The 17035-nt window shown below is 63.0% G+C and carries 11 protein-coding genes and 2 pseudogenes; 3 read left to right on the forward strand and 10 right to left on the reverse strand.

All coding sequences use genetic code 11. The features are described from left to right. Window positions 1-148 precede the first annotated feature (148 nt). The 4 genes from cobT to ETW23_RS06535 all read right to left on the reverse strand — a co-directional run bounded on the left by cobT (window position 149) and on the right by ETW23_RS06535 (window position 4831). The gene (cobT, locus tag ETW23_RS06520; RefSeq protein ID WP_134829508.1) at window positions 149-2026 is read right to left on the reverse strand and encodes a cobaltochelatase subunit CobT; all 1878 of its coding nucleotides are present in this window, start codon (window positions 2024-2026) and stop codon (window positions 149-151) included. 196 nt (window positions 2027-2222) lie between these two features. Next, window positions 2223-3209: a cobaltochelatase subunit CobS gene (gene cobS / locus ETW23_RS06525; RefSeq protein ID WP_129371456.1), complete on the reverse strand. Its 987-nt coding sequence runs from the start codon at window positions 3207-3209 to the stop codon at window positions 2223-2225. A 390-nt stretch (window positions 3210-3599) separates the two neighbouring features. Further along, window positions 3600-3968: a BLUF domain-containing protein gene (locus ETW23_RS06530; RefSeq protein ID WP_134829509.1), complete on the reverse strand. Its 369-nt coding sequence runs from the start codon at window positions 3966-3968 to the stop codon at window positions 3600-3602. A gap of 239 nt (window positions 3969-4207) precedes the next feature. Further along, window positions 4208-4831: a DnaJ domain-containing protein gene (locus ETW23_RS06535; RefSeq protein WP_027258359.1), complete on the reverse strand. Its 624-nt coding sequence runs from the start codon at window positions 4829-4831 to the stop codon at window positions 4208-4210. 108 nt (window positions 4832-4939) lie between these two features. Between ETW23_RS06535 and ETW23_RS06540 the strand changes: the two genes are divergently transcribed. After that, window positions 4940-5194 carry a BolA family transcriptional regulator gene (locus ETW23_RS06540; protein ID WP_134829510.1) on the forward strand — a complete coding sequence of 85 codons (255 nt, stop codon included), beginning with the start codon at window positions 4940-4942 and terminating at the stop codon, window positions 5192-5194. Between the two features lie 19 nt (window positions 5195-5213). Here ETW23_RS06540 and ETW23_RS06545 read toward each other — a convergent pair whose 3' ends face one another. Both ETW23_RS06545 and gatB read right to left on the reverse strand, forming a co-directional pair. Beyond that, window positions 5214-5711, reverse strand: coding sequence for a DUF4177 domain-containing protein (locus ETW23_RS06545; protein ID WP_129371453.1), 498 nt, complete (start codon window positions 5709-5711; stop codon window positions 5214-5216). Window positions 5712-5928: 217 nt separating this feature from the next. Next, window positions 5929-7440, reverse strand: a complete 1512-nt coding sequence (gatB, locus tag ETW23_RS06550) for an Asp-tRNA(Asn)/Glu-tRNA(Gln) amidotransferase subunit GatB (RefSeq protein ID WP_134829511.1) — start codon at window positions 7438-7440, stop codon at window positions 5929-5931. Window positions 7441-7715: 275 nt separating this feature from the next. Here gatB and ETW23_RS06555 point away from each other — a divergent pair. After that, a pseudogene (locus tag ETW23_RS06555) lies at window positions 7716-10060 on the forward strand (Tex family protein). 43 nt (window positions 10061-10103) lie between these two features. On the opposite strand, the gene ETW23_RS25780 reads toward ETW23_RS06555, so the two are convergent. From ETW23_RS25780 to pepN, 4 genes and pseudogenes are all read right to left on the reverse strand, one after another. Further along, window positions 10104-10427, reverse strand: coding sequence for a hypothetical protein (locus ETW23_RS25780; RefSeq protein ID WP_254695161.1), 324 nt, complete (start codon window positions 10425-10427; stop codon window positions 10104-10106). Window positions 10428-10459: 32 nt separating this feature from the next. Then, entirely contained in the window at window positions 10460-11047 is a 588-nt protein-coding gene (locus ETW23_RS25785; RefSeq protein WP_254695162.1) for a hypothetical protein, read from the reverse strand. A 512-nt stretch (window positions 11048-11559) separates the two neighbouring features. Then, window positions 11560-12018 (reverse strand): hypothetical protein, encoded by a 459-nt coding sequence (locus ETW23_RS06565; protein WP_134829512.1) that lies wholly within the window; start codon window positions 12016-12018, stop codon window positions 11560-11562. Then, window positions 12011-14564 (reverse strand): annotated as a pseudogene (gene pepN, locus ETW23_RS06570) (aminopeptidase N). Before pepN ends, ETW23_RS06565 begins: the two are co-directional and overlap by 8 nt. A 223-nt stretch (window positions 14565-14787) precedes the next feature. Here pepN and ETW23_RS06575 point away from each other — a divergent pair. Continuing rightward, entirely contained in the window at window positions 14788-16935 is a 2148-nt protein-coding gene (locus ETW23_RS06575) for a malate synthase G (RefSeq protein ID WP_134829513.1), read from the forward strand. Window positions 16936-17035: the final 100 nt, after the last annotated feature.

Consider the following 17035-nt stretch of genomic DNA (forward strand, 5'->3'; position numbering starts at 1 on the left):
TTCGCCCCGTTGGGCCGGGCACCGGGGGCTGCGCATCCGGTGCCGCCGCGCGCGTCTGCGCGCGGCCACGCCCAAAGCTGAGGGCAGCACCCTGGATGCCGGCCAAAGGCGCGGGAGGGCAAATTTGGCTGAAGGGAGAAGGCTGAGGTCAGCTGGCGCGTTTGATGCCCATCACCCGGGCGCGGGCGCGCGGGTCGCTGTCGAACAGCGCCGCCAGCTGCTCGGTCATTGCGCCGGCCAGTTGCTCCACGTCGGTGATCGTGACTGCGCGTTCATAGTAACGGGTCACATCATGGCCGATGCCGATCGCCAGCAACTCCACCTGTTTGCGTTTCTCCACCATGGCGATCACGTCGCGCAGGTGCTTTTCCAGGTAGTTCGCCGGGTTCACCGAGAGCGTCGAATCGTCCACCGGCGCGCCGTCGGAGATCACCATCAGGATCTTGCGCGCCTCCTGCCGGGCCGTCATCCGCCGGTGCGCCCATTCCAGCGCCTCGCCGTCGATGTTTTCCTTCAACAGGCCCTCTTTCATCATCAGGCCCAGATTGGTGCGGGTCCGGCGCATCGGCGCATCGGCGCCCTTGTAGATGATGTGGCGCAAATCGTTGAGGCGTCCGGGTTGCTGCGGGCGGCCCTCGTTCAGCCAGCCCTCGCGCGCCAGCCCGCCTTTCCAGGCACGGGTGGTGAAGCCAAGGACTTCGACCTTCACGTTGCAGCGTTCAAGCGTGCGCGCCAGCACATCAGCGCAAATCGCCGCGATTGAGATCGGACGGCCGCGCATCGAGCCGGAGTTGTCCAGCAGCAGCGTCACCACGGTGTCGCGGAATTCAGTGTCCTTCTCGCGCTTGAAGCTGAGCGGTGTTGTCGGGTTGGCGACGACACGGGCCAGGCGGCCGGCATCCAGCGTGCCCTCCTCAAGGTCAAACTCCCATGACCGGTTCTGCTGCGCCTGCAAGCGGCGCTGCAGCTTGTTGGCAAGGCGCGAAACTGCGCCCTTCAGCGGTTCCAGCTGCTGGTCGAGATAGGCGCGCAGGCGCTCCAGTTCGGCAGGCTCGGCCAGGTCCTCGGCGGCAATTTCCTCATCATTGGCGTCCTGAAACACCTTATAGTCCGGATCGGCCTCGGATGCGGGCGGCGGGGCGGGCGGCTCCAGCGGCGCTTCGCCGTCGGGCATTTCGGTGTCCTCGGCGAACTCGTCATCCGCCATCTCGTCCATCGAGACCTGGGCCTGGCTCTCGTCCTGCTGCTGTTCCTGGGATTGCTCGGGGCTGGCGTCGGCCTGTTCGTCCTCAGAGTCGTCCTGGCCGGTGCTGTCCGGATCGTCCTGCTCTTCGGTGTTGTCCTCAGCATCGTCATTTGCGTCGTCGTCCAGCTCATCCGGGTCATCACCCAGCTGGTCGCCATAGCCGAGGTCGGAAATCACCTGCCGCGCCAGTTTGGCGAATGCTGCCTGGTCGGCAATCGTCTCGTCCAGGTTTTCCAGCGTGCCGCCAGCCTGGGATTCGATGAAACCGCGCCACAGCTCCATGATGTTGGAGGCCCCTTCGGGCAGCGGGCGGCCAGTGGCCAGATGGCGGATCAGATAGCCGGCTGAGGCGGCCAGCGGCGCCTCGGAAGACGACTTCATCTGATCATATCCGCGGCGGATCGACTCGTTGCGGATCTTCACGTCGATGTTGGAGGCGGTGCCGGGCATGTGGCGTGCGCCCATCGCCTCGCAGCGGGCGGTTTCCATCGCCTCATAGAGGTCGCGGGCCATTTCGCCCTGCGGGGTATATTTGGCGTGGGTGGCGTCGTCGTGGAATTTGTGGCGCAGCGCCAGCGCGTCGGCGGTGCCGCGGGCCAGCAGAACCTCTTCGCGGGACATCCGGCGCGAGACCTGCGGCAGCCGCATTGAATCACCCGACAAGCCTGACGGGTCAACGGTATAACTGACGGACAGTTCCGGGTCGTTGGCCATCACCTTGGTGGCTTCGGCCAGCGCCTTTTTGAACGGATCGGCTGGGTTGTCTTTGGGCTTTTTCATGGTCGCAAGCAATCCTTAGTCCAAGCATTCCGTCTTGCGCGGCCGTTGTCCAGTATTCTCTCAGGACCTGATTGAGGGCGGTGCCCGGCCGCGGGCGGGAAACGAAGTGCCCGCTCCGTTTTGCCGAAGGCGAACCTTTTGGTTCGACAGGGCGGTCGGGCACTGCCCGGCCTGACGGCCGGGCGGCACTTTGCTGTTAGCCCAGCGAAACGCTTGCAGCGCTTTCCGGCAGCTCTTCGTCAAAGCAGCGCTGGTAGAACTCGGCCACGGTTTGACGCTCCAGCTCGTCGCATTTGTTCAGGAACGACAGGCGGAAGGCATAGCCCACGTTACGGAAGATCTCGACGTTCTGGGCCCAGTTGATCACGGTCCGCGGCGACATCACGGTCGACAGATCGCCGTTCATGAAGGCGGTGCGGGTGAGGTCTGCAACGGTGACCATCTGGCTGATGGTCTTGCGGCCTTCGGCGGTGTTGTAATGCGGAGCCTTGGACAGGATGATTGCGGCCTCGGCATCATGACTCAGGTAGTTCAGGGTCGAGACCAGCGACCAGCGGTCCATCTGGGCCTGGTTGATCTGCTGAGTGCCGTGGTACAGCCCGGTGGTGTCGCCCAGGCCAACGGTATTGGCAGTTGCAAACAGGCGGAAGAACGGGTTCGGAGTGATGATCTCGTTCTGGTCCAGAAGGGTCAGCTTGCCGTCATGCTCCAGCACCCGCTGGATCACAAACATCACGTCGGCGCGGCCCGCGTCATATTCGTCGAACACAATCGCAACCGGGTTGCGCAGCGCCCAGGGCAGGATGCCTTCGTGGAATTCAGTGACCTGTTTGCCGTCGCGCAGCTTGATCGCGTCCTTGCCGATGAGGTCGATCCGGCTGATGTGGCTGTCGAGGTTCACACGCACGGAAGGCCAGTTCAGGCGCGCCGCGACCTGTTCGATATGGGTCGATTTGCCGGTGCCGTGATAGCCCTGGATCATCACCCGGCGGTTGTGGCTGAAACCCGCCAGGATGGCCAGCGTGGTTTCCGGATCAAACTTGTAGGTGGGGTCCACGGCCGGCACCCGGTCCGAGGTCTCGGCAAAGCCCTTGACGGTCATGTCGGTGTCGATCCCGAACACATCGCGCACCGAAACTGTTTCGGTCGGTTTCGCATCCATATCCACAAAGCCGTCGGTCATCGCAGTCGATCCTTATCCCTCATCCCTGCTGTCAGGGGTCAATTCGCGGGATTGGTGCCTGATCTGGCGGGCAAGGGCAAGGGAAAGTAACGCCAGAAACCAGCTGAGGTTGCGATTGTTCCGGATCTGGACGGGCATGAGGGGAAAGGCTGGCAGCGTCCCATCTGAAGCACAGCGCCCCCAGCCGGGCAGCGGGGGGCGCGTTTTGCCGGCTCTTGCTGAGCTTTGGGGGGTAGGCTGCGGCCGGCACATCTTTGGGTAACCGGTCGTGGCAGCACACGTCAAAGAAATAAAAAGTCTATCTTAACGTTTCGGCGAAAGACCGCCCATAGCAGCCTGGCCTGAGGCGGTTTCCCGTGACACGGGCCGCGGGGCGGCCGGTGCAGGGCGTCAGGCGGCCAGCGCCGGCGGGGTGAACTCCAGCCCGGTCAGCAGGGTGATTGCGCGGCGCATCCCGTCGCCTAGGTTTTCCGGCCTCGCATAGGCCAGGCAGATTTTGTCGAAGACTCGGCAGCTGACTGGCATTGTGCTGGTGACGCCGGCAGACGCGAACAGCGGGCTGGATTTGGCTTGGCCGGCGGTGTTCTGCAAGGCGGCTTGTGGTCCTTCCAGGATGAAATACACCTGTTCACCGCTGCGGATCATCATGCCGGTGGCGCCGGCATCGCGGAAGGCCGGGCGGTTCCGGCTGATGAATTTGGCGATCTGCTGATGGCTGGTTCCGGCGGTCAGCCGGGCGGTGAGGATGAGGCGGTGCATGGGCTGTCTCCTGTTGGGGCAGGTAAGCGGATCTGGTGAGATCAATTTACGCGGGAAATGCCCGCTCTGCCTGCCTGCAAAAGGATAGAAATCCCGCTGCGGCGGCTGCAAAAGCGCTGCCGCCTGACCCAAAGGATAGCTGCCTGACCCTTGGCGCCTGCCTTGCCATGGCCGGGGGCCGCCTTCGGCAAAAAAAGAGCGGCCCCAGGCCGCTCTTTGCGCATCCGTGTTCCGGCCGCCTATTTGAAGCTTTTGCTGTCCTTGATCTGGTCCCAGGCCCACATGACTTCTTGCAGCTGCTCTTCCTGGCTGCGGTCGCCGCCGTTGATGTCGGGGTGCAGCACCTTGATCAGCTTCTTATAGGCCTTGCGGATATCGGCCTTGGTCCAGTCGTCCTTGGCTTCCAGGATCTCGATCGCGCGGCGCTCGGTGGGCGGCAGGCGGCGGCCCGCCTTGGCAGCCCGGCCCGGGTTCTGCGTCGCATTGACGCCCAGCACCTGATGCGGGTCCTCAATGCCGAGACGGGCCCAGGCGCGGGCCTCGGGGTCGCCCATCGGCTTGGTCTCGCGCTCCCAGACCTTGTCCTTGGACTGCTGCGCGTTCAGCTCGGCCTCGGTGGTGCCTTCAAAGAAGTTCCAGCCGTTGTTGTATTCGCGCACGTGCTCCTGGCAGAACCAGTAGAAATCATCCAGAACATCCGGCGCCTTGGGCGCGCGGAACTTGCCGGCTTCTTCGCAACCGTCCTTGTCGCATTGGCGGACGGAGGTTTCGGACGCGCCGGTGGCGGCCCGGCGTCCGCGCGGATTTTTCTTTTTGGCTGAGCGGATGGACATATCAAAGCCAAAGGGATCGGACTTGCTCATGGGGGCGCACCTTCTAGACGCATCTGTTCGACTCGGAGGCAGCAGTTTAGTCTAAGGTGCGCCAGATAGAAGGGGGCGCGCCGAAAAAATTATGGGGATGAGCGGAAAATGAACGTGAAGAATGAGATGGAAGCAGCGCTGCAGGCGGCCTTTGCCCCCAGCGCGCTGGAGGTGGTGAACGAAAGCCATAAACATGCAGGCCATGCAGGCGACGATGGCTCGGGCGAGAGCCATTTTGCAGTGATGATCCGCGCCGGAGCGTTCGAGGGCATGAACCGGGTGGCGCAGCACCGCGCCGTGCATAAGGCGCTGGGGGGTATTGTGCCGCGCATTCACGCGCTGGCGCTGGATATCGGGGTCTAGGCACCCGGGCGCGGGAGGATCAGTCCTCCCCGTCGCCTTTCTGTTCGGCGCGTTTCTTCAGCGCGGCAGTCATGCCGGCAACCGGGCTGAGTTCCTCGACACCGTCATCCGACTGCATCCTGGCGGCGCCCGGACCGGGCACCTGGGTTGCCTCCGGCGGCGCCTCCGGATCGCCGGCCGCCGCGGTGAGCGGCGGTGTGTGCGGCTCGGAATGGCGGAACTCGACTGAGGGGGCAGCGGGTTCCTTGCGGCCTGGTGCCGGCAATTCTGCCGGCTGATCCGCGGCCAGCGCCCGGCGGAAAACCATCACATTGCGCCAGTTGGTGGTGGAGCCTGTAAGGCCGGACCGCTCCTCGCTTGGCAGCAGTTCGGCGCGCTGGAATTCCCAGCCGCCGGCAGCCATCTCATTCAGCAGACTCTCAACCGAATTGGCAAAGCGCGCCTCCGGGGTCTTGACCCCTTTCGCCTTGGTGCCCTTGGCCGGGGCGGGGACAACTTTGTATTCGTAGGCTTGCATTTGCTTTACTCTTCCTGCTTGAGGGCTTGTAGCAAGCAATTTGGAGCGGGCCAAGACAGGTAATTGGCTTGATGACCGGGGGCGGCCTGCCGGAACGCAATCGTGGATGCGCTGGCGGAAGGCCGTGAAGCCGCCCAGTGGTGTCTGTTCAGACCCCGCCGGGGCAAACAAAAAGGGCGCCGGCGGCGCCCCTCTTAAAAACTGCGTCCGAAAGCGGTCAGCCGCCCAGTTTCTGGGCCACCAGCTTGTTCACGGCAGCCGGGTTGGCCTTGCCGCCGGTGGCTTTCATCACCTGGCCGACAAACCAGCCTGCCAGTTTCGGGTTCACCTTGGCCTTTTCCACCTGCGCCGGGTTGGCGGCGATGATCTCATCCAGGGCGGTTTCGATGGCGCCGGTGTCGGTCACCTGCTTCATGCCGCGCTCTTCGACGATCTGCGCAGGGTCGCCACCTTCGGTATAGACGATCTCGAACAGGTCCTTGGCGATCTTGCCCGAGATGGCGTCCGAGGAAATCAGATCGATGATACCGCCGAGCTGCGCCGGGGAAACCGGCGAATCGCTGATGGCATGATCTTCTTTCTTAAGGCGGCCGAACAGTTCGTTGATCACCCAGTTGGCAGCCAGCTTGCCGTTGCGGCCATTGGCGGTTTCTTCAAAGTAGGCCGCGGCCTCGACCTCGGCGGTCAGCACCGAGGCGTCATAGTCGCTAAGTCCGAAGTCTTTGATGAAGCGCGCCTTTTTCTCGTCCGGCAGTTCCGGCAGCTTGGCGGCGATGTCATCGACCCAGGCTTGTTCGATCTCCAGCGGCAGCAGGTCGGGGTCGGGGAAATAGCGGTAATCATGCGCTTCTTCCTTGGACCGCATGGAGCGGGTTTCGCCCTTGTCCGGATCATAGAGCCGGGTTTCCTGGTCGATCTTGCCACCCGCTTCGATGATGGCGATCTGGCGGCGGGCCTCGACTTCGATGGCCTGCTGGATGAAGCGCATGGAGTTCATGTTTTTGATCTCGCAGCGGGTGCCGAGGTGGCCGAAATCCTGGGTTTCCTGGTACTTCTCGTACTGGCCCGGCAAGCAGACCGAAACGTTCACGTCGGCGCGCAGATTACCGTTCTGCATGTTGCCGTCGCAGGTGCCCAGGTACTGCATGATCTGGCGCAGCTTGGCGATATAGGCGGCGGCTTCTTCCGGCCCGCGGATGTCGGGGCGCGACACGATCTCCATCAGGCAGACGCCGGTCCGGTTCAGGTCGACAAAGGACATGTTGGGATCCATGTCGTGGATCGATTTGCCCGCGTCCTGCTCCATGTGGATGCGCTCGACCCGCACGTTGCGTGCGGTGCCGTCGCCCAGTTCCACCAGCACTTCGCCCTCACCCACAATGGGATGGTAGAGCTGTGAAATCTGGTAGCCCTGCGGCAGGTCGGGGTAGAAGTAATTCTTGCGGTCAAAGGCCGACCACAGGTTGATGTCAGCCTTCAGGCCCAGCCCGGTGCGCACCGCCTGTTCAATGCAGTATTCGTTGATCACCGGCAGCATGCCGGGCATTGCCGCGTCCACAAAAGCCACATTGGAGTTCGGTTCGGCGCCGAATTTTGTGGAGGCGCCGGAGAACAGCTTGGACTTTGAGCTGACCTGGGCATGCACCTCCATGCCGATGACCAGTTCCCAGTCATGCTTGGCGCCCGCGATCACCTTGGGCTTGGGGAGTTCATATGTCAGGTCGAGCATGGTTTTCCGCCGTATCCGAATGTCCGATGTTGGCAAGCGTTCTAGGCCCGCTGGCGGGCAGGGGCAAGAGGGCAATGGGCGCTTGGTGCGGGCTAAAAGACCGGGCCGCGCCCGCCGCTCCCGTCAAACCGCAGGTTTGCCTCCGGCAAAGGGGAGGGCGCGTTCGCAGCCTCTCAGGTTTGGGTGCGGCCCTCCGCCGGGGGCGAAACATTCGCTTGGCGGTGCCCGCCAGCGCGGCTAAGAAAGATGCCCGAGCAGAATTTCAGGAGGCCGCATTGGACACATCCGCCCGCATCAGCCAGACAATCGCCGCAGAAATCGGCGCCGCATCGAAACAGGTGAACGCCGCGGTTTCGCTGCTGGACGAGGGCGCGACGGTGCCCTTTGTCGCTCGCTACCGGAAGGAGGCGACGGGCGGGTTGGATGATACCCAGCTGCGCACCCTGGCGGAACGGCTGGAATATCTGCGCGAGCTGGAAAAGCGGCGGGCGGCTATCTTCGATTCGATCAAGGGGCAGGACAAGCTGACCGAAGATCTGGCGGCCTCAATCGCCAAGGCAGAGACCAAGGCTCAGCTGGAGGATATCTATCTGCCTTACAAGCCCAAGCGGCGCACTAAGGCAATGATTGCGCGCGAAAACGGGCTGGAGCCGCTGGCCGATGCCATTCTGGCGGACCGGAGTGCTGACCCGGAACAGCTGGCCGGCGGGTATGTGACCGGGACGGTGGCAACGGTGAAGGATGCGCTGAACGGGGCGCGGGACATTCTGACCGAGCGTCTGACGGAAAAGGCGCATCTGCTGGGGCGGTTGCGGGAGTTCCTGCAGCGGGAGGCGGTGCTCACAGCCAAGGTGATAGAAGGCAAGGAACAGGAAGGCGCCAAGTTTTCGGACTATTTTGCCCATACCGAGCGCTGGGCGGATGTTCCGTCACACCGGGCACTGGCGATGCTGCGCGGCGCAAATGAAGGCGTGCTGACGCTGGATGTGGGGCCGGAGCCGGAGGAAGGCGCGGCCAGGGCCGAGGCGATGGTCGCAGCGGAGCTGGGCGCGGGCGGCAATGGTCCGGGGATATCTGGCTGCGCAAGGTGGCAGGCTGGACCTGGCGGGTGAAGCTGAGCCTGTCGATGATGCTGGAACTGATGGGCGATTTGCGGGGGCGGGCGCAGGAAGATGCCATTCAGGTGTTTGCACGCAACCTGAAGGACTTGCTGTTTGCAGCGCCAGCCGGTGCGCGGCCGACTCTCGGGCTGGACCCGGGCATCCGCACCGGCGTCAAGGCGGCGGTGGTTGATGCTACGGGCAAACTGGTGGCCACCGAGACGCTGTACCCGTTTCAGCCGAAGAATGATCTGCGCGGCGCGCAAGTGTCCATCGTCAAACTGATCGCCGAGCATGGCGTCGAGCTGATCGCCATTGGCAACGGCACTGCCAGCCGCGAGACCGAGCGGATGGTGGCGGAGGTGCTGAACCATCTGCCCGCGAAAGTGAAGGCGCCGACCAAGGTGGTGGTGTCTGAGGCTGGCGCCTCGGTCTATTCCGCGTCCGAGCTGGCAGCGCGGGAATTCCCGGATCTGGACGTGAGCTTGCGCGGCGCGGTGTCGATTGCGCGGCGCCTGCAGGACCCGCTGGCGGAACTGGTGAAGATCGAACCCAAAAGCATCGGTGTGGGCCAGTATCAGCACGATGTGGACCAGCACAAACTTTCGAAATCGCTGGAGGCAGTGATCGAGGATGTGGTGAACGGGGTGGGTGTGGATCTCAACATGGCATCGGCGCCGCTGCTGGCGCATGTCTCGGGTCTTGGCCCCGGCTTGGCGGAGGCGATTGTGGCGCACCGCGATGTGAATGGTGCGTTTATGTCCCGCAAGGAGCTGCTGAAGGTGGCGCGGCTGGGCCCCAAGGCGTTTGAGCAATGTGCGGGCTTCCTGCGCATCCGCGATGGCAAGGAACCGCTGGATGCGTCCTCGGTCCACCCCGAGGCCTATGATGTGGCGCGCAGGGTGGTTGCAGCCTGCGGGCGCGACATCCGCCAGATCATGGGCGATGAGACCGCCTTGAAAGGGCTGCGGGCAGAGGATTTTGTCAGCGACAGTTTCGGTCTGCCCACCGTGCGGGACATTTTGCAGGAGCTGGAAAAGCCGGGCCGCGACCCGCGTCCTTCTTTTGTGACGGCGTCCTTCAAAGACGGGGTGGAGCAGATCACCGACCTGAAACCGGGCATGGTGCTTGAAGGCACGGTGACAAATGTGGCAGCCTTTGGCGCCTTTGTGGACATTGGCGTGCATCAGGACGGGCTGGTGCATGTCAGCCAGTTGGCGGACCGTTTTGTGAAGGACCCGCATGAGGTTGTGAAGACCGGCCAGGTGGTCAAGGTGACGGTCACCGAAGTCGATGTGCCGCGCAAACGGATTGGACTGACCATGCGCAAGGATGGCGGTGCTTCGGCCAAGGAGGACCGCAGCGCGCGCGGTCCGTCCAAGGGCGCGGGGCCGCGGCGGGGCGGCATGCCTGCCGGCGCAAAAGGCAAAACCTCTGCCAGCCCCAAGGACAGTCAAGGCAAGGGGCAGGGCACAGGCGCGCTGGGCGCGGCGCTGATGGATGCCTTCAAGAAAACTTAGCAAAGCGGGGCCATGGCCCCGCTTTTTCCTTGATACCGGCCAGTTACGCCGGGCTGACTTGCAGGCCCCGGCCGGTAAAGGCGATTTGTTGCCCGCCTTCGATCTCTTCGCGGAATTGCCCGGCGATGGCCGCAAGCGCGCCGGCATGGCCACGGGCGGCAAAGCGGCTGACAGAGCGGATGCGGGCGCTGTTGTCAAAGCCTTCGGCGGCATGCGCCCAGACCAGCGGATGCAGTTCCGTCAGGTGATCGCGGATCAGCCAGTTTGCAGCCTCGGCAATCTTCAGCCGCGGCAGGTCGGCTTGCAGGTTTTGCCCCAGACCCTTGCGCAGGGAAACCGTGCAATAGGCGGCCAGCAGGTTGATCATTTCCTGCGAGGGGTTGGCATTGACGATGTCCTTCAGCCCGTCGAGAAAGAGCCGGGAGTCAACACGGGCGCAGGCCTGATCGTCGATGGCAATGGCGTCGAAATAGACCCAAGCGTAGCCGCCGGCCCCCAGGTTTCAGCGGTGCGCGAGGCGGTGCGGCGGGCCTCCAGTTCGAGGGCCGCATAGGAGCCGGACCGGCGCGGCAGCATATGGGTGCCGAGTGTGCGCATGTGGCGGTGGTTGCCGGGAGCGAGATCGATCAGCGCGGCGAATTCATCGGCCACCCGCAGCGTCCCGGCATTGCGGCCGGCAAACAGCGCGCAGTGTGCGGCTTTCAGGAACGGGCTGTCCTGGCAATCGTTTGCAATTGGATCCAGCAAGGCCGCGGCACGGTCGAAATGGGCGGCGCAGCGGCGCTGGTTCGCCTGCGGGGCTGCAATGGGTCCCTCAGATCCGCGCCAGGCCCAGCCGATGTCGATATGGGCAAGGGCGACCAGCGCTGTCAGATAGGGGTCGTGGCGGTTCTCGGCCCGCAACGCTTCAAACGCCATCAGGCCGCGGATCAATGTGCGGTTGCAGACATCCTGGTTTTCCGTCAGCGCATCTTCGGTTGCGTTCACAACATCAGCCCGGGCACCATAGGCGATGAGGTCGGCCAGCGGCAGTCCGCAGCGTGCGGCGGCGCGGGATTGATCTGCTTCACCGATTTGCCGGACAGTTCGTCCCAGCGCTCCTGACGGGCCAGAAACTGGCCGCGGTCCTGGGCCTGGATGCAATCCGGATCACCCTGTTCGCGGCTGACCGGGATCGACAGGCTGTCTTCCAGGCGGCGGTTCAGCAGTTCCTCTGCCGGGGCAGGGACCAGGACGAAACAGGAACAGGAACAGAAGTGGCGGCAGGCTTGGAGCGGTCGGAAACCAGACCTGAAATGCGGGACAGAAAATCCCGTGCCTGTCGTGAGGTTGTGAGCATTTGCGCTTCCTGATGAGTGGCAGCTTATCGTTGCTCCCAATGTCGTCAGGCATTGGGGCGCAAAGATGGCGGCACTGGGGAAGTTAACGCCTCAATGGGAACAATCGCGGGTGGCGGCAGCGGCAATGGCAGCTGATGCGCAAGTTCAAGACCAGCGCCGTCAAAACGCAGTGAAATAATGGCGTTCGGTCCTGATGCCGCGGGCCTGGAATGCGGCGTCCGCTTCGGCGTGCGGCGGGGTGGCCTCTTGCGGCAAGCGGATGCGTTTACCGTTGCGCAGGATCAATGTGGCGCGGACTGAGAAATCCCATCGGGTGTCAAAACGCACGCGGTCGATCTCTCCAAGCTCGGCCTTGCCGGTCAGGCCTCCGGTGAACCATTCCAATTGGTTTCCAGAAAACATGAGGCCTGACAGGGGGTTGCGGATCAGGTCCAGCAGCGCAGGAACAACCGGCAGAGCCAGCAGGATCACCAGCCAAACGGCCGCATCCAGCAAGAGCCACAACACCAGCAGCGCCGCCAGCCAGCCGCCGGTTGCCAGCATTGCCGTGGGAGAGCGGCCCCGGCGCGAGAAGCTGTAATCCGCCGCCGGAGAGCGTGGTTCCGGTGTTTCAGGCATCCAGGATCCGGGTGATCATCTCATTGGTGTCCCGGCTGAGACCCGGCGCGCCGGCAATGCGGCTCATCCGGGCGCGGATCAGCGACTGGCGGCCGGCGTCATAGCGTTTCCAAGTCTGGAAGGCGGCGCACATGCGGGCAGTGGTCTGCGGGTTCAGCTTGTCCAATGCAATCAGGTTCTCTGCCAGCAGGGCATAGGCCTCGCCGCTGGCGTGATGGAAGCCCGCGTGGTTGCCCGCCAATGCGCCAAAGACTGCGCGGAAACGGTTGGGGTTTTTCATGTCGAACAGCGCATGATTGGTCAGGGCGGCTGCGGTGGCTGCGGTTTTCTGTGGCGCTGCGCAGGCGATCTGCAGGGCGAACCATTTGTCCATCACCAGCCGGTCGTCATTCCACTGATCAAAGAAGGCCTGGGATTGGGCATCGCCTTTTTCAGCCTTCATCAGCGCGGCGAGGGCGGTGTATTGCTGGGTCATGTTGTCCGCAGCTGCGTATTGGCGCGCGGCCTGTTCGCCGCCGTCCAGACGGGTGAGCAGTGACAGGATACGGCCGTTCAGGGCGCGTTTGCCGGCGCTATCGGCGTCCGGCGCATAAGGGCCTTCGACTGTGGTGGCAGCATAAAGCCGGGCAGGCTGGTTTCCAGTTGCTGCGCCAGGGTTTGGGTAAAGGTCTCAGCCGCGTCATAGATTTTCTGCGGATCGGGGGTATAGCCGCGTTCAAACAGTGTCTGGGCGATGTCGGCCTGGCTGGGCGGCGACAGCACCAGCGCGCGGAAGGCCGGGTCCTGATCGTCATCGCGCACCAGTTTTTCCAGCGCATCCAGATAGGCGCCATCGGGCGCGGCACCGTCCAGCACCATCGCCAAGCGGACCTCCTTGGCCAGCGCGTTGCCTGCCTCCCAGCGGTTGAACGGGTCGGTGTCATGGGCCAGCAGGAAGGCGCGTTCGGCATTGGTGGTGTCGCGCTCCAGGATCACCGGGGCGGAAAACTCGCGCAGGATCGAGGGCACCGGTTTGGCAGCGAGGCCGTCGAAGGTGAAGCTTTGCTTGGCTTCCGTCAGCTCCAGCACCTCTGTCGCGCGGACCTCGTCGCCGTTGGGGACAACAGGCCCACCGCCATCGGGATCACCCGCGGCGCCTTGTCCGGCTGGCCCGGCGTCGGCGGCGTCGATTGTTCAAGCGTCAGGGTATAGGTGCCGTCGGCGTATTCCTCGGACACTTTCACCCGCGGGGTGCCTGCCTGACTGTACCACAGTTTGAATTGCTGCAGGTCGCGGCCGGTGGCGTCCTCGAACACCTGAAGCCAGTCCTCGATGGTACAGGCTTGGCCGTCGTGGCGCTCAAAATAGAGTTTCAGCGCCTTGTAGTAATTCTCATCCCCTACCAGCCGCTTGAGCATGCCGATCACCTCGGCGCCTTTCTCATAGACGGTGGCGGTATAGAAGTTGTTGATCTCCTGGAACTCCTCGGGGCGCGGCGGATGGGCCAAGGGGCCGCCGTCCTCGGGGAATTGGCGGGCACGCAGGGTGATCACATCCTCGATCCGTTTGACCGGTTCCGAACGCATGTCGGAGGTAAACTGGGCGTCGCGGAAGACCGTCAAACCTTCCTTGAGGCACAGTTGGAACCAGTCGCGGCAGGTGATGCGGTTCCCGGTCCAGTTGTGAAAGTACTCATGGGCGATTATCGCCTCAATACGTTCGAAATTTGCATCTGTGGAGGTTTCCGGGGACGCCAGGACGCAGGAGGAGTTGAAAATGTTCAACCCTTTGTTCTCCATCGCGCCCATGTTGAAGTCGTCCACGGCCACGATGTTGAACAGCTCCAGGTCGTATTCGAGGCCATAGACCTCCTCGTCCCATGTCATCGACTTTTTCAATGCTTCCATGCCAAAGGCGCATTTGCCCTCATCAGGGCCGGGACGGACCCAGATGTTCAGCTCCACCACTTTGCCGGATTTGGTGGTGAATTGGCCGGGATGGTTGACCAGATCGCCCGCAACCAGAGCAAACAGATAGGCCGGTTTCGGCCAGGGATCGTGCCATTCAGCCCAGCCTTCGCCGTGGCCCATGGGGTTGCCGTTCGACAGCATCACCGGCTCGTCGCCCTCAATCCTGACGGTGAAGGTGGACATCACGTCTGGGCGGTCGGGGTAGTAAGTGATCTTGCGGAAACCCTCAGCCTCGCACTGGGTGCAATACATGCGGTTGGACATGTATAGCCCTTCCAGCGCGGTATTGCCGGCCGGGTTGATCTCCACCTCGGCTTCCCAGGTGAAGGGGGCGCCGGGCACGTCGCAACTGAGGCCTTTGTCTGTCACTTCCGGCGCAACTTCCTGGCCATCGATCTTGGCCGAGATCAGCTGGAGGTCTTCGCCGTGCAGGAAGAATGTCTTGTCTGCCGCGTCCGCCTTGGGTGCAAAGCGGATTTTGCTGAGAACCCGGGTGGTTTCCGGCGACAGGCGGAAGGTCAGGTGAACGCTTTCAACGTCGTATCCAAAAGGGGTGTAATCTTTCAGGTAGAAGGTCTGGGGCGTGTCTTTGGCCATTCTCGCTCTCCTCGGCGCTGCGTCCTTTTAAGGTGTAGAGGATAGGCAGGTGACTGCAAGTGGATTGGGGGCCTGAAGGGCGGTCTGGAAAAATCCGCAGCACTTTCTTGATAAACAAGAAATTGAGTTCGGTTTCAGAGGAAGGCTGTTTTGTTGCCGATCGGAAACTTCTCCCCTAGTTAAGAGACAGCATACAGTGGTGTACCGCCCAAAGGAGCAAGTCATGAGCCGGGTCGAAAAGCAGGGAATTCAGGTCGCGCCGGAGCTGGCGGAATTCATCGAAAAGCAGGCGCTGCCGGGCACCGGGGTTGAGGCCGAGGCGTTCTGGGCGGGCCTGGCGGAGCTGGTGAACGGGTTCGGCCCGGAAAACCGTGCGTTGCTGGCCAAGCGGGAACAGATGCAGGCTGAAATTGATGCCTGGCATATTGCCAACCGGGACAAGCCCCATGACCACGAAGGGTACAAGGCGTTCCTGAGTAATATCGGCTATCTGCTGCCGGAGGGCGGCGATTTCGAGGTCGAGACGCAGAACGTGGACCCGGAGATCGCTTTGGTACCGGGGCCGCAGCTGGTGGTTCCGATCACCAATGCGCGCTATGCGCTGAACGCGGCCAATGCGCGCTGGGGCAGCCTGTATGACGGGTTTTACGGCACCGATGCGATGGGAACCCCGGCGCCCAAGGGCGGCTATGACAAGGGCCGCGGCGCGCGGGTTGTGGCGCGGGCGCGGGTGTTCCTGGATGAAGCCTTCCCGATTGACGGTGCCAGCCATGCCGATGTGCGCCGCTATTACGTGCAGGACGGTCAGCTGCTGATTGACGACCTGCCGCTGGCGCAGCCGGAGAAGTTTGCAGGCTACCGCGGCAACCCCAAAGCGCCTGAATCCGTGCTGCTGCGCAACAACGGGCTGCATGTTGAGCTGGTATTCGACCGCGCCCATGCGATTGGCGCCCGCGATCAGGCGGGGTTGGCGGATGTGCGGCTGGAAAGCGCAATGTCTGCGATCATGGACTGCGAGGACTCGGTCGCCTGCGTTGATGCCGAGGACAAGACGCAGGCCTACTCTAATTGGCTGGGCTTGATGCGGGGCGATCTGGAAGCGAAGCTGGACAAGGGCGGCAAGACCATCACCCGTCGTCTGAACCCGGATTTCGGCTTCACTGCGCCCGATGGCTCTGCGATGTCCGTAAAGGGCCGGGCGGTGCTGTGGGTGCGCAATGTCGGCCATCTGATGACCAACCCGGCGGTTCTGGATCAGGGCGGCAAGGAGGCTTACGAGGGGCTGCTCGATGCGCTGATCACCGTGATGATTGCCAAGCACGACTTGAAACGCGCGGGCGGCAACTCGGCCCATGGCTCGGTCTATGTGGTGAAGCCCAAGATGCACGGGCCGGACGAAGTCGCCTTTACCGACCGCATTTTCGACAAGGTCGAGGACATTCTGGGCCTGCCGCGCCACACCGTGAAGATCGGTATCATGGACGAAGAGCGCCGCACCTCGGTGAACCTCAAGGAATGCATCCGTGCGGCCAAGCACCGGGTGGCGTTTATCAACACCGGTTTCCTGGACCGAACCGGTGACGAGATCCACACCTCGATGGAGGCAGGCCCGTTCTCCCGCAAGGATTTCATCAAGCGCAAGGGCTGGATCGGTGCCTATGAGAACCTGAATGTGGATATCGGCCTGGAATGCGGCCTCAGCGGCAAGGCGCAGATCGGCAAAGGCATGTGGGCAATGCCGGACATGATGGCGGCGATGCTGGAACAGAAGATCGAGCATCCGAAATCCGGCGCCAACTGTGCCTGGGTGCCTAGCCCGACCGCCGCGACCCTGCATGCGCTGCATTACCACAAGGTGGATGTGTTCGCGGTGCAGGAACGGCTTATGGCCGGCGGCCGCCGCGCCCATGTGGACGGCATTCTGGAAATCCCGCTGGCCACTTACCGCAAATGGACGCCGCGCCAGATCGCGCGTGAGGTGGAAAACAATGCGCAGGGCATCCTGGGCTATGTGGTGCGCTGGGTCGATCAGGGGGTGGGATGCTCCAAGGTGCCGGACATCAATGATGTCGGGCTGATGGAGGACCGCGCCACCTGCCGGATTTCCGCCCAGCATATCGCCAACTGGCTGCATCACGGTGTGGTCAGCGAAGAAGAGGTGATGGGCAGCTTGCACAAGATGGCCAAGGTGGTGGATGAGCAGAACCGCGGCGACAACACCTATCGCGCGATGGCGCCGGGGTTCGACACCATCGCCTTCCAGGCGGCCTGCGATCTGGTGTTCCAGGGGCGGGTGCAGCCTTCCGGCTATACCGAGCCGGTTCTGCACGCCCGGCGGCTGGAGCTGAAGGCGCAGCAAGCGTCAAACTGACCGCGGCAAACTGACCGGATGAAACAGTTTCCCCGCAAAAAGGGGTAGTCAAAGGGGGCCTTTTGGCCTCCTTTTCTGTTCCGTGACGTCACGCGAACGG

This window comes from Leisingera sp. NJS201, from assembly GCF_004535885.1.
Lineage (GTDB): Bacteria > Pseudomonadota > Alphaproteobacteria > Rhodobacterales > Rhodobacteraceae > Leisingera.

Coding starts and splice junctions, on each gene's coding strand:
- cobT (WP_134829508.1), bottom strand. CDS start 2,026: ATGAAAAAGCCCAAAGACAACCCAGCCGATCCGTTCAAAAAGGCGCTG.
- cobS (WP_129371456.1), bottom strand. CDS start 3,209: ATGACCGACGGCTTTGTGGATATGGATGCGAAACCGACCGAAACAGTT.
- ETW23_RS06530 (WP_134829509.1), bottom strand. CDS start 3,968: ATGCACCGCCTCATCCTCACCGCCCGGCTGACCGCCGGAACCAGCCAT.
- ETW23_RS06535 (WP_027258359.1), bottom strand. CDS start 4,831: ATGAGCAAGTCCGATCCCTTTGGCTTTGATATGTCCATCCGCTCAGCC.
- ETW23_RS06540 (WP_134829510.1), top strand. CDS start 4,940: ATGAACGTGAAGAATGAGATGGAAGCAGCGCTGCAGGCGGCCTTTGCC.
- ETW23_RS06545 (WP_129371453.1), bottom strand. CDS start 5,711: ATGCAAGCCTACGAATACAAAGTTGTCCCCGCCCCGGCCAAGGGCACC.
- gatB (WP_134829511.1), bottom strand. CDS start 7,440: ATGCTCGACCTGACATATGAACTCCCCAAGCCCAAGGTGATCGCGGGC.
- ETW23_RS25780 (WP_254695161.1), bottom strand. CDS start 10,427: ATGATCAACCTGCTGGCCGCCTATTGCACGGTTTCCCTGCGCAAGGGT.
- ETW23_RS06565 (WP_134829512.1), bottom strand. CDS start 12,018: ATGCCTGAAACACCGGAACCACGCTCTCCGGCGGCGGATTACAGCTTC.
- ETW23_RS06575 (WP_134829513.1), top strand. CDS start 14,788: ATGAGCCGGGTCGAAAAGCAGGGAATTCAGGTCGCGCCGGAGCTGGCG.